This is a genomic window from Arthrobacter sp. H-02-3, assembly GCF_003097355.1.
GTDB classification, from domain to species: domain Bacteria; phylum Actinomycetota; class Actinomycetes; order Actinomycetales; family Micrococcaceae; genus Arthrobacter; species Arthrobacter humicola.
Genome location: NZ_PYUI01000002.1, coordinates 305,724 through 318,641, shown reverse-complemented (window position 1 = coordinate 318,641; position 12,918 = coordinate 305,724). Strand labels below are relative to the sequence as shown.

At 66.4% G+C, this 12,918-nt stretch carries 10 protein-coding genes; 8 read left to right on the top strand and 2 right to left on the bottom strand.

What is annotated here, in order from left to right:
- Nucleotides 1-10 precede the first annotated feature (10 nt).
- Both C9424_RS03865 and C9424_RS03860 read left to right on the top strand, forming a co-directional pair.
- Nucleotides 11-1,159 carry an alpha/beta hydrolase gene (locus tag C9424_RS03865; protein ID WP_237563274.1) on the top strand — a complete coding sequence of 383 codons (1,149 nt, stop codon included), beginning with the start codon at nucleotides 11-13 and terminating at the stop codon, nucleotides 1,157-1,159.
- Nucleotides 1,160-1,218: 59 nt separating this feature from the next.
- Nucleotides 1,219-2,157, top strand: coding sequence for an alpha/beta fold hydrolase (locus C9424_RS03860; RefSeq protein WP_116765596.1), 939 nt, complete (start codon nucleotides 1,219-1,221; stop codon nucleotides 2,155-2,157).
- Here the strand turns inward: C9424_RS03860 and C9424_RS03855 are convergent.
- The gene (locus C9424_RS03855) at nucleotides 2,142-2,897 is read right to left on the bottom strand and encodes a glycosyltransferase family 2 protein (RefSeq protein ID WP_116765595.1); all 756 of its coding nucleotides are present in this window, start codon (nucleotides 2,895-2,897) and stop codon (nucleotides 2,142-2,144) included. The two genes, C9424_RS03860 and C9424_RS03855, sit on opposite strands and share 16 nt — an antisense overlap.
- 159 nt (nucleotides 2,898-3,056) lie before the next feature.
- On the opposite strand from C9424_RS03855, the gene C9424_RS03850 reads away from it, so the two are divergent.
- Nucleotides 3,057-3,260 carry a cold-shock protein gene (locus C9424_RS03850; RefSeq protein WP_009357211.1) on the top strand — a complete coding sequence of 68 codons (204 nt, stop codon included), beginning with the start codon at nucleotides 3,057-3,059 and terminating at the stop codon, nucleotides 3,258-3,260.
- Between the two features lie 134 nt (nucleotides 3,261-3,394).
- On the opposite strand, the gene C9424_RS03845 is transcribed toward C9424_RS03850, so the two are convergent.
- Entirely contained in the window at nucleotides 3,395-5,371 is a 1,977-nt protein-coding gene (locus C9424_RS03845; RefSeq protein WP_116765594.1) for an amino acid transporter, read from the bottom strand.
- A 348-nt stretch (nucleotides 5,372-5,719) separates the two neighbouring features.
- On the opposite strand from C9424_RS03845, the gene C9424_RS03840 reads away from it, so the two are divergent.
- The 5 genes from C9424_RS03840 to kdpB all read left to right on the top strand — a co-directional run bounded on the left by C9424_RS03840 (nucleotide 5,720) and on the right by kdpB (nucleotide 12,914).
- On the top strand, nucleotides 5,720-6,340 hold the full coding sequence (locus C9424_RS03840) for a hypothetical protein (RefSeq protein ID WP_116765593.1): 621 nt from the start codon (nucleotides 5,720-5,722) through the stop codon (nucleotides 6,338-6,340).
- 176 nt (nucleotides 6,341-6,516) lie between these two features.
- The gene (locus tag C9424_RS03835) at nucleotides 6,517-8,493 is read left to right on the top strand and encodes an amino acid transporter (protein WP_116765592.1); all 1,977 of its coding nucleotides are present in this window, start codon (nucleotides 6,517-6,519) and stop codon (nucleotides 8,491-8,493) included.
- 524 nt (nucleotides 8,494-9,017) lie between these two features.
- Complete coding sequence (locus C9424_RS03830) at nucleotides 9,018-9,116, top strand: potassium-transporting ATPase subunit F (RefSeq protein WP_116765591.1); 99 nt, start codon at nucleotides 9,018-9,020, stop codon at nucleotides 9,114-9,116.
- Nucleotides 9,117-9,123: 7 nt separating this feature from the next.
- Entirely contained in the window at nucleotides 9,124-10,791 is a 1,668-nt protein-coding gene (gene kdpA, locus C9424_RS03825) for a potassium-transporting ATPase subunit KdpA (protein WP_116765590.1), read from the top strand.
- Nucleotides 10,788-12,914: a potassium-transporting ATPase subunit KdpB gene (kdpB, locus tag C9424_RS03820; RefSeq protein ID WP_116765589.1), complete on the top strand. Its 2,127-nt coding sequence runs from the start codon at nucleotides 10,788-10,790 to the stop codon at nucleotides 12,912-12,914. Before kdpA ends, kdpB begins: the two co-directional genes overlap by 4 nt.
- Nucleotides 12,915-12,918: the final 4 nt, after the last annotated feature.

The following is a 12,918-nucleotide window of genomic DNA, read 5'->3' as shown; positions in this document are numbered from 1 at the left end:
GAATTGGTGCATGACCTCCCCGGCCCGCTGGCCAACCCACCATGAGTCATCCTTTCAGGCGGCCCGGCCACGGAGAGCGCAGCACCGCAACACCTTCACTCTGGCCCGCAAGGCCAGGAACGTCCTGCGTCGGGTTCCGGTGTGGACCTGGCGGGTGCTGATGCACTGCGTACGAGCCAGCGAGAACGCCCGCTTCAACGCTGACCCCATTACCGGCGTCGCATATGTCCACGACATCGATTTCGTGGGCGACGGCATCCGGGCCCACCGCCTCGATGTCATCACCCCGTCCCCCGCCGGCGGCACCCCCGCGGCCGATGCAACCGCGCCCGGCGAGTCCGGCGCCGTGCTCCCCGTTTACGTGTACTTCCACGGCGGCGGCTGGACCTCCGGGGACAAGTCCTCGCTGACCAAGTACTGCGCGAGCCAGGCCGAGGACGGCATGGTGGTGGTCAACGTGAACTACCGGAAGGCGCCGCGTTTCCACATGGCCCATGTCCTGGCGGATGCGAATGCCGCGCTGGCCTGGGTCCGGCAGAACATCGCCGGCTATGGCGGCGACGCATCGCGGCTCGTACTGGGCGGCGACTCCGCCGGCGGCCAAGTCGCGGCGCTCCTGACCGCTGCAAGCTTCCGTCCGGAACTGGCACGGCACCACGGTCTGCTACCGGCCGTCCCTGCATCCGACTTCAAGGGCCTTGTCCAGCACTGCAGCGTGGTGGACTTTTCCGTCTTCTTCGAAAAGGGCTTCGTGCTGAGCCTGAACTTCGTCAGCATGCTGCTGCCCGCGCTCCGTTCCGGCGGCCAAAACGCGGGCATCGGTGGACGCCTGCGCCGCGGCTTGGGCGGCCTGTTCGGTCTGGGATCCGGCACTGGCCACTTGGAGGCCCTCCGCAAGGGCGCGGGTTTCCTCTCGCCGATCGAGTGGCTGGATTCCCGCTTCCCGCCGGTCTTTGTGACCACCTCGGAACGGGACTTCTTCTACGCCGCCAACGTGAACTTCATTGCCCGCTTGCGCGAACATTCCGTCCCCGTGGACAGCCTCATCTACGGCTGGGACAACTCCAACACCGAACACACCTGGCAACAGAACTTCCGCTACCCGGAATCACAGGAGGTCTACCGCCGGCTCCACGCCTTCGTGCGCAAAGTGGCGTGAGCGCCGCCGCTCCTGCCCAATCAGACCCGGCCCCGACCGGACCGGGCTATGTTTAGTCCATGGTGTCCGCCGACAGCAACGCGCAGAGCGAGCAGGAACCCGAGGGATTCGGATCCGCGCTGGTCGATGAAGCCGCCCGCCGGGACGCCGCGCTGGGCGACGTGGACTGGGCCTCCTTGCCAGAAGGCGCCGTCCGGGGCGCCTTCGAGGCGCCCAGCGGAAGACTCGCCACCATCTCCATGGGCACACCGGGAAACCCCCGGGTGCTCCTGATTCCGGGGGCGACCGGTTCCAAGGAAGACTTTGTGCTGATGCTGCCCGAGCTCGCCGCGGCCGGGTACTTCGTCGTGAGTTGTGACATTGCCGGCCAGTTCGAATCCGCCGCGGCGGGCCCCGAAAACCTCGTGCCGCCCCGCGCCCACTACGACTACGACTTGTTCACCAATGACCTGATCGCCATGCTCGACGCCGAGGCCGGGCCCGCGCACGTCGTCGGGTATTCGTTCGCCGCGATCGTCGCCCAGTTGGCCTTCACCCGGCGCCCGGGAAAGTTCCGGACCCTCACCCTGATCAGCTGCCCGCCGGAGCCCGGCCAGAGTTTCCGCGGCGTCCAGCGCGTCGGCCGGGTCAGCCGCTGGGTCAACCCTCGGATCGGCGCCGCGCTGATGATCTGGGGCATCCGCATCAACGTCGCGCACGTGGCGCCCAACCGGCTTCGGTTTGTGCGGTACCGGTTCCGGTTCACCCGCCGGAGCTCTGTGAGTGACATCATCGGGCTGATGCAGCATGCACCGGACCTTCGGGCGGCACTGGCCGCCGCGTCGCTGCCGAAGTTCGTCACGGTCGGCGAACATGACCTCTGGCCGCTGGCGCTGCACCGCCGCTTCGCACAGTCCATCGGCGCGCGGATCGCGGTCTACCGGGGCGGGCACAGCCCGAGTGAGACCTCGCCGTACCAAATGAGCCGGGACCTGATCGCGCTTTACGGTTCCGTCTGACGCGAGTGGGTTCGTTCCCATTGCCGCCGGCGCCGGCGGCGCCGGAAAGGTCCCTCCTGCCGGAATTCGATGCCGAACGTCGTCCACGCCATCGACAACCGGCGCCCGACGGAGTGCCAGCTCGCCAGCGGCCGCGCGGAGACCCGCACGCGCAGCCCGGGGTCAGCGATCACCTTCACGTCGGGCGGAATCTGGTAGGAAATGTCGAGATCATCGTGGACCGGCGGAATGCCCCGGTGAACGGAGCCCCGGATCCGGTCCCAGACGCCGGACCGCAGGGCGAAATTTGAGCCAAACAGCGGAGGATGACCCAGCAGCCACCCGATGGCCCAGAAATACCCGGGAATGTAGACGCTCTCGCCCACCCACCGGGCGAACCGGGTCTCGCCATAGAAGTCGCCGGGGCCGGACACGGCGGACAACGGTCCGGCCTTCTCGAGAATTGCTTCAACCCGTTCGAGCCAGTCGGCGGGCGGGATGGAGTCGGTGTCCAGCCGGGCAATCAGCTCGGAGCAGGCTTCATCGAAGCCGTGTGCCGTGCAGGCGGCGATGCCCGGGAGTTCGACGGCGAGCCGCCGCGCCCCCGCAGCGGCGCAGACCTCCGCGGTGTTGTCCGTGCTGGCGTTGTCCACGACGAGGATTTCGTCGGCCGGGCGGGTCTGGCCGGCGAGCGCAGCCAGGCACGCGGCGAGCATGCCGGCGTCGTTCCTGGTCGGGATAACCACCGAGATTGTTGTCATCGTGCCCCGACTATAGTCCCGGGACGGGACGAAATGCCCCCGTCGGCCTCTTGCACCATGGCCCCCGGCCCCGTACGTTGGGGGACAGCGGACGAATGTCTCCGCAGCCGTTGGCCTCATGGCCGCCGGAGATCAGCAGCATTTCAGAAGGATAAAGGCATGGCTACAGGCACAGTTAAATGGTTCAACGCCGAAAAGGGTTTTGGCTTCATTGCCCCGGATGACGGGTCGGCCGACGTTTTCGCCCACTACTCGGCAATCGCAACCAGCGGCTACCGCTCGCTGGACGAGAACCAGAAGGTTGAATTCGACGTCACGCAGGGCCCGAAGGGCCCGCAGGCTGAGAACATCCGCCCGCTCTAAGTACACAGGACAAGCCCCGGCCGCCCGGCCGGGACACCGTCCCCGAAGACCACAACAACCCTCCGGAGGATTCCTCCGGAGGGTTGTTTGTGTGCGGGAGCGTTTATGCCCGATGGCAACTATCTGCGGGACCGTCAGCCGACATGGACCCAGGGGCGCCGCGTGACGTCAGGCTCGGCCTCGCGCAGCACTTCACGGGTTACCGGGGCGATTTCACCTTCGCCGAAGGCCAGGAACCGCATGAGGTTGGTGATGGGGTTACCCTCCGTCCAACGGAAGTAGATGTGCGGCATCAGCCCGGTGACGTCGCGGATGTGCAGCAGTACGGAGGCGATCGTGTTGGGAACCACGGGCCCATGGACTTCCAGGATCTGGTACCCGTGCCGGATCACCCCGCGGACCTCGAGTTCGGTCTCGAAGTCCGAAGAGTCGTCGACCACCACTTCCAGGAAGAGGGCCTGGTAGTCCAACGGCAGGTGGCTGACCTCGATGGCCGACGTCAGTTTGTCCCGGTACGCCTCAGCACTGAGCCGCAGCGGTTCGTGGGCGATGATCGCGATGGGCCCGGTTTCGTTGGCAGCCAGGAATTCCAGGGCCGGGGTGTCCATGCGCACATGGGTGGCGTGGAGCTCGAAGGAGCGGCGGATGCGCGAGAGCAGCGAAATGACGATGATCCCGAGGATGAACAGCGCCGCGATCCGGATGCCTTCGGGCCGCTCGAAAATGTTGGCCACCGTGGTGTAAATGAATACGACGGCGATGATCCCGAACCCGATGCTGCGCTTGCGCTGCCGTTTGCTGCGCGCCGAGAAGGTCACGGCGACCGCGGCAGAGGTCATCAGGACGAGGACGCCGGTGGCGTAGGCGCCGCCCTGGGCGTCGACGTCGGCGTCGAAGAGCCAGGTGATCAGGAACCCCACGAGCGTGAACACCAGGACCAGCGGCCGGACGGCGCGTGCCCATTCCGGCGCCATGCCGTACCGGGGCAGATAGCGGGGAACCAGGTTCAGGAGCCCGGCCATGGCGGAGGCGCCGGCAAACCACAGGATGGCAATGGTGCTGATGTCATACACGGTGCCGAAGCCCGCGCCCAGGTATTCGTGGGCCAGATAGGCCAGGGCGCGCCCGTTCGCCTGGCCGCCCGGCTGGAATTCCTGTTCCGGGATGAGCACCACGGTGGTGAAGCTCGTGGTGACGAGGAACGCACTCATGATGACGGCGGCCGTGGTCAGCAGGCGGCGGGCGCCCTTGATCCTGCCCTCGGGGTTCGCCTCGGTGTCCGTGGCGTGGCCGCGGATCTGCGGCATGACCGCGACGCCGGTCTCGAAGCCCGACAGGCCCAGGGCCAGCTTCGGGAAGACCAGCAGCGCGATGCCCACGACCATCAGGGGGTTTCCGTGCTGGGTGGTCAGGGCCAGCCACCAGTTGTCGACCGCCACCGGGTGCGCGATGACCTGGAAGATCGTGGTGATGACCACGATGACGTTCAGCCCGAGGTAGAGCCCGACGAGGACGACGGCGACGCCGATCGCCTCTTTGAAGCCGCGCAGGAACACCGCGGCGAGCAGGGCGAGCAGGAACAAGGTGACCGGGACGTTCTGGCCCTGCATCCAGGCGGGCGCAAACGGGTTCTCGATGGCGTGCGCGGTCGCGTCAGCTGCGGAGAGCGTCATGGTGATCATGAAGTCGGTGGCCGCGAACCCCAGCAGGACCAGGACCAGGAGTTTTCCGCCCCACCTCGGCAGGAGCCGCTCCAGCATGGCGATGGACCCTTCGCCGCGCGGGCTTTCGCCGGCCACCCGGCGGTACACGGGCAGTGCGCCCAGCAAGGTCACGGCAACCAGGACCAGGGTGGCCAACGGCGAAATCACACCGGCCGCGAGCGCGGCGATGGCGGGCTGGTAGCCCAGCGTGGAGAAGTAGTCCACGCCGGTCAGGCACATGACCTGCCACCACGTGTGCTTTTTCAGGTGGCTGTCACTGACGGCCCCGGGCCCCTGGTGGGTTCCCTTGCTGTCCTGCAGCCCGAACAAGAGCCAGTTCCTGAAGTGGTCCCCGGTGCCGGGCCGTGGCGCGGAGGGGTCTGCCGGGGGCCGGCTGAGCGTGGTCATGTTGTCCTTTCACCGCGACGCACCGCGCCGCTTCCGTCCGCGACAGTACCAGCCCAAGCAGCCGCTCTCACCGTTCGGCGAACAATCCTGACGCTTCCTTGACGCCGCCCGTCGCCGACCCGCACGCGGTACCCGCGGTCGGAGCCCGACAGACAAGAACGCGCCGGGTGATCGGCCCCGTGCCGTCCGGGATGAGCCGCCGCATTAAGATAACGCAAATTTGTGGCCCGCTGGCATATGGAAAGCATTAAGGGCCGTTCCCGTGGGGCGGCGCCGGTGATGTCATGAAGCAAGAGGAAACGGCAACCAGAGCGGTCGCGGTCAGATCCTCGGCAGGAGTCAACCAGAATGAACACCAAATTCCGGCGGACACGGGATGCATCAGGTCTTCCGGCCCGTGCCAGTGGCGCCCGGGATTTCGTCACCGTCGATGACAGCGGCGACTTTTCGTACCACCGCTCGGAAGAGGAGCTGATGGCGGCGTTTGAGTACGTCGGAGAAGCTACCTGCATCATCGACCGCAGCGGAAGCTCCTATCGCCTGGTGCTGGATTCGAACCGTCACATGGTCCTTGGGCCCGCACTAGGGCCTGTGGAATTCCATTGGCTCCGCCACGCGTGGCTGGACGCTCAAAAAGCCCATCCGGACGAGCACCGGCTCCGGCGCTTCTACCCCGCTACGAGGGGTGAAGTAGTGACGGCTCTGTTCGAAATCCTAGCCCTGGAACGCGGGACACCACCGGCGCGGGGTGCGTGGTCTCTCGACATCGCCGGCTCCGCATCTCTCCCGTCCAACCTGGAGGAAATCGATCGCCGACTCGCCCAACAGAAACCGCTCGAGCGCATCCATGTGAAGGATCCATTCGGCCACATCTACCGGCCCGCGCGGTACCACAAGCACTGGTATCTGCCGGCTGCCGCCGGATCCATCCTCTATGTCGAAGTCCCGGCCCCCTTCACGGTTCACTGACCGCGGTGCCCTGGACGCCGGGAGCGGGCGGACGGTCCGGATTCCAGGCGTACATCGCCGGGCCGGGCCGGCGTTAAGGATCCGTCAAGATTGACGCCGGTCCGGCACCGGCGCCTGGAGCCGGTGTTATCGTCGGCAGTGAAACACGATGGCGGGCATCGCGCGGAGAGGCACAGATGACCACGATGAGCAGACCGCCCGCGGATCCCTCGGCCACAGGTCCGAGAGCCGGGGAGAACTTCAGGCGGTGGCTGCTGTTCGGCCTGCAGGACGCCAAGGGGGTCCATCAGGGTCCCGGCGCGGTGAGTGACTCGCATCTGAAGAAGCATGCGTGGTGGCAGGTCATGTGCCTCACCGGCGTTGATTACTTCTCCACCCTGGGCTACCAGCCGGCCATCGCAGCCCTGGCAGCGGGAGTAATCTCGCCGCTGGCGACCATGGTCCTGGTAGCTGTCACCCTGCTGGGCGCCCTGCCCGTGTACCGTCGGGTTGCCGGTGAGAGCCACCGCGGCGAGGGCTCCATCGCCATGCTGGAACGGCTGATGCCCCGCTGGGGCGGGAAGTTGTTCGTGCTGGTCCTGCTGGGGTTCGCGGCCACCGACTTCATGATCACCATGACGCTCTCCGCCGCCGACGCCACCGCACACGCGATCCAGAACCCCCTCGTTCCGGGCTGGATGCAGGGGCAAAACGTGCCGGTCACGCTCTTCCTGCTCGCCCTGTTGGGTGCCGTCTTCCTGCGCGGGTTCAAAGAAGCGATCGGCGTTGCGGTCGTCCTGGTCGGCATCTATCTGAGCCTGAATGTCGTGGTCGTGATCACCACCATCCTGGAATTATTCACTCACCCCATTGACGTGGCTAACTGGTGGCTCGCCCTGACAACCTCGCACGGGAACCCGTTCATGGTGGTCGGGATCGCCCTGCTCGTCTTCCCCAAGCTGGCCCTTGGCCTGTCCGGCTTCGAAACCGGCGTGGCCGTGATGCCACAGATCCAAGGACGCCCCGGTGACACCGAAGAGAAGCCCGTAGGCCGGATCGAGGGCGCCCGCCGGCTGCTGACAACCGCCGCCGTCATCATGAGCGCCTTCCTCATCACGACCAGCTTCACCACGGTGATCCTGATCCCGGCACAGGAATTCCAGCCCGGCGGCCAGGCCAACGGCCGCGCCCTGGCCTACCTGGCCCACGAATATCTGGGAAACGGATTCGGCACCGTCTACGACATCAGCACGATCGCCATCCTCTGGTTCGCCGGCGCTTCCGCGATGGCCGGGCTCCTGAACCTCGTGCCCCGCTACCTGCCCCGCTACGGCATGGCCCCCGGGTGGGCCCGGGCCGTCCGGCCGCTGGTCCTGGTGTTCACCGCCGTCGGGTTTCTGATCACCTGGCTATTCAACGCCGACGTCGACGCCCAGGGCGGCGCCTACGCCACCGGCGTCCTGGTCCTGATGACCTCAGCCGCGGTTGCCGTGGCGCTGTCCGCCCGGCGCGGGAAACAGCGCAAACGCACCATCGGGTTCGGCATCATCGCCGTCGTTTTCATATACACCACAGTGGCCAACATCATTGAACGCCCCGAAGGCATCCGGATCGCAGCGTTCTTCATCGTGGGCATCATCGTAATTTCGCTGCTTTCGCGCATCCGGCGTTCTTTCGAGCTCCATGCCACCCATGTCCACATGGACCGGCAGGCTCTGGAGTTCATGTCCTCCAACCTGGAAGGGCCCATAGCGATCATCGCCCACGAACCGCTGCGCCTCAGCGCCGAGGCGTACCGGGACAAACTGACGTCTGCGATCGAGGTCAGCCACCTGCCCGTGGACTACCAGGCATTGTTCCTGGAAGTGACCGTGGACGATTCGTCCGACTTTGAGACGGCTTTGGAGGTCCACGGTGTGACCCGGCACGGGTACCATGTTCTGGAAGTCCACGGACCCGTCGTGCCGAACACCATCGCCTCGGTGCTCCTGCACATCCGGGACGTGACCGGGCTGATGCCGCACATCTACTTCCGCTGGACCGAAGGGAACCCGGTCACAAACCTGCTGCGCTTCCTCGCGTTCGGCGAAGGCGAAATCGCCCCGGTCACCCGCGAAGTGCTCCGCGAAGCAGAACCGGATGTCACCAAACGGCCCTGGGTCCACGTCGGCTGAGCGCAGGCCTGACATTGCTGTCATAAAGCCACGGAAGTCCCTGTCTCCGCGACGTGAGCATGCTGGACGACATGCCGGCGCACCCGCGTTCCAGGTGTCAGCCGGATGACCCCGCGCCTCTGCCCTGAACCGATTGCCGGTGGACCGGCCCTGTCATCACCACTCCTGGCGCCGGTTCCCTGCAACCACCTGCTCGGCTACAGAACTTTCGACAAGCCCGGCGCCGGCCTGCTGCCGGATACGCGCAGCATGGACGCGGGTTCGGTCAGGAATTTCCGCGCACGTTAAGACGGCGTCAAGATCCGTATTCCGGGCGTTAAGAAACCATCAGGAACCGGTTATTTGCCTCCGGAGAGGAGTTGACTGTCAGTAGCCCCGCAAACGGGGCACGGATGAAAGGAACCTGCAATGGCCGACCTGGCTGTTATCGGAATCCTCATGGTGTCCATGGGGTTCGTCATGTGGATCGGTCACGTCCTGGCCGGAATGGTCGGCGCTGCCGTGGACCGGCCGGAGGGCGAACGATGAGCGCCGACGCGATCATGTGGCTAGTCCTGCTCATTGCCGGACTAAGTCTCTTCGGTTACCTGCTGGCGGTCCTGATCCATCCGGAAAAGTGGTAAACAGATCATGACCTTCAACACTGCATCCTTTGTCATCCAGGTGGCGGCACTCCTCATCGTCCTGGCAGCCCTGCACAAACCCTTCGGCATCTACCTGGCCCGCGTATTCGAGGGCACGACGTCCAGCCGGCCCGAGCGGCTCTTCTACCGGCTCGCCGGGATCGACGCCGGCACCGACCAGACCTGGTCCGTGTACCTGCGCAGCGTCCTGGCGTTCTCGGCCGTCTCCATCCTGGCCGTGTTCGGCCTGCAACGGCTGCAGGGCGTCCTGCCCGGCAGCGGATCCCTGCCCGGCGTGGACCCGTGGATTGCCATGAACACCGCCATTTCCTTCGTGACCAACACGAACTGGCAGACCTACGTCCCCGAGACCACCGTCGGCATTTTCGTGCAGATGTGTCTGCTCGCGGTTCAGAACTTCCTCTCCGCCGCCGTCGGCATCGTCGTCGTCGTCGCCCTCATCCGCGGCATCGCCCGCACCAGGACGCACCGGCTGGGCAACTTCTGGGTGGACCTGGCCAGGACGTCGTTCCGGATCCTGCTGCCGATCGCGTTCGTCGCGGCAGTGGTGATGGTCCTCGGCGGAGTGGTGCAGAACTTCTGGTCCACCGACGTCACCAACCAGGCGGCCGGGATCAGTCAGAGCATTCCCGGCGGCCCCGTGGCGTCCCAGGAAGCCATCAAGGAGCTCGGGACCAACGGCGGCGGCTACTTCAACGCCAACTCCGCCCACCCGTTCGAGAACCCCAACGCCCTCATCAGCTTCTTCGAGGTGTTCCTGATCCTGCTCATCCCCTCGGCTCTGCCCTACGCCTTCGGCCGGATGGTGGGTGACCAGAAGCAGGGCTACACGGTCGCCGCGGTGATGGGCACCCTGTGGCTGGCTTCGATTTCGCTGATGGGCTGGGCCGTGGCGTCCGGTCAGGGCGCCGCGACGGCCGCCGCCGGTGGCCTGGGCGAAGGCTTTGAACAGCGCTTTGGTCCGGTGCCGAGCGCGATCTTCGCCACGTCCACCACGTTGACCTCCACCGGCGCCGTCAACGTCGCCCATGATTCCCTGCCTCCGCTGGCCGGCGGTGTGGCCATGGTGAACATGATGCTCGGCGAAGTCGCCCCAGGCGGAACCGGGTCCGGGCTCTACGGGCTGCTGATCCTGTCCATCATCTCCGTGTTCATCGCCGGTCTGATGGTCGGGCGTACCCCGGAGTATCTGGGCAAGAAGATCGGCCCGACGGAAATGAAGCTCGCCGCCATGTACATCCTGGTCACCCCGACCGTGGTCCTGGCCCTGGCCGGCATCACCGTCCTGATCCCGGACGCTATGGCCAACGCCCCGGCCACCGGCCCGCACCAGTTCAGCGAAGTGCTCTACGCCTTCACCTCCGGGGCCAACAACAACGGCTCCGCGTTCGGCGGAATCACCACCTCCGGCCCATTCCTGTCGGTCATGATGGGCCTGGCGATGCTGCTGGGCCGCTTCCTCCCGATTGTCCTGGTCCTAGCCCTCGCCGGCTCCCTCGCCCGCCAGGGCAAGATTCCCGCCTCCGCCGGCACCGTTCCCACCCACGGCCTCCTGTTCGGCGGCCTGCTGCTCGGCGTAACAGTGATCCTGACCGCCCTGAGCTACTTCCCGGCCCTCGCCCTCGGACCCCTCGCAGAAGGACTCCTCAAATGACCCCGTCCCAGACGGACCTCGCCGCCGCCACCTACGCCGACGGCAACCCCCTCGGCACTCCCGGCGAGCACAAACACCACACCAAAGCCCCGGCAAAACTCACGCTCACGTCCGTCATCGCCGCACTGCCCCTCGCGGTCCGGAAACTCTCCCCGCGGCAGATGATCCATTCCCCGGTCATGTTCACCGTGCTGGTGGGGGCCGCCCTGTGCACCGCAATCTCGGTGTACCGGCCGTCGGTGTTCGGCATCGCCGTCACCGTCTGGCTGTGGCTCACCGTCCTGTTCGGAACCCTGTCCGAATCCATCGCCGAAGGCCGGGGCAAGGCCCAGGCCGACAGCCTGCGCGCCAGCCGCAAAGGCGTGACGGCCCGGCTCCGGCAGCCCGACGGCACCACGAAGGACATTCCCGGGACAGAGCTGCGGCTCAACGACCTCGTCATCTGCGAGGCCGGGGACGTCATTCCCTCGGACGGCGAAATCATCGAAGGCCTCGCCAGCGTCGACGAATCCACCATCACCGGCGAATCAGCCCCGGTGATCCGCGAATCCGGCGGCGACCGCTCCTCCGTCACCGGCGGCACGAAGGTCCTCTCGGACCGGATCGTCATCCGCATCACCGCCGAGCCCGGCCAAACCTTCATCGACCGGATGATCAAGCTCGTCGAGGGCGCCGTGCGGCAGAAGACCCCCAACGAAATCGCCCTCCACGTCCTGCTGGTGTCCCTGACCATCGTGTTCCTGGCCGTCACCATGTCCCTGGCCCCGTTCGCCGCCCTCGCCGGCGCCACCCCGTCCCCCATCGTGCTGGTCGCCCTGCTGGTCTGCCTGATCCCCACCACCATCGGGGCCCTCGTCCCCGCGATCGGCATCGCCGGCATGGACCGCTTGGTCCAGCACAACGTGCTGGCCACCTCCGGCCGCGCCGTGGAGACCGCCGGAGACATCACCACGCTCCTGCTGGACAAGACAGGAACCATCACCTACGGCAACCGCCGCGCCGTCAATTTCTTCCCTGCCGATCATGTGGACAGGACCCAACTCATCGAGGCCGCCCGGGTCTGCAGCCTGGCCGACGAGACCCCCGAGGGACGCTCCATCGTGGACCTCGCCGCGGACAAGGGCGTCACCGGGTCCGACCTGGCCACCCTCGAACGCAGCTCCGGCAATTTTGCCGTGGTCCCCTTCAGCGCCACCACCCGCATGAGCGGACTGGACCTTGACGGCCGGCAGATCCGCAAAGGCGCCGCCTCCACGGTCGCGGCCTTCGTTGCCGAATACGGCGGCCATACGCCCGCGGAAGTCGACCACCGGGTAACGGAAATCTCGGCACAGGGCGGCACACCCCTGCTCGTCGCCCAGGTGGGAAAGGACGGCAGCGCCGACGTCCTGGGGACCATCCACCTCGCCGACGTCGTCAAACCCGGCATGCATGCCCGCTTCGCCGAACTGCGGCAAATGGGCATCCGGACCGTGATGATCACCGGCGACAACCCCATCACTGCCAAGGCCATCGCCGCCGAGGCCGGGGTCGATGACTTCCTGGCCGAGGCAACCCCGGAGGACAAACTCGCGGTCATCAAGAAGGAGCAGGCCGCAGGGCGGCTCGTGGCCATGACCGGGGACGGCACCAACGACGCCCCGGCCCTGGCCGCGGCAGACGTCGGCGTCGCCATGAACTCCGGAACCCCCGCCGCCAAAGACGCCGCCAACATGGTGGACCTCGACTCCGACCCCACCAAGCTCATCAACATCGTCGGCATCGGCAAACAACTGCTCATCACCCGCGGCGCCCTGACCACCTTCTCCGTCGCCAACGATGTCGCCAAGTACTTCGCAATCGTTCCCGCCCTCTTCACCGCGGCCTTCCCGGGGCTGGGACTGCTGAACATCATGGGACTCGCCACCCCGTCCTCGGCCATCCTCTCCGCGGTGATCTTCAACGCCCTGATCATCATCGCGCTGGTCCCGCTCGCCCTCCGCGGAGTCAAATACCGTGCCGTCTCCGCCAACCAGGCACTGGGGCGGAACCTGCTGATCTACGGGCTCGGCGGCCTCATCGCCCCCTTCATCGGCATCAAGATCATCGACCTCATGATCTCCCTCATCCCCGGAATCGGCTAGGAAC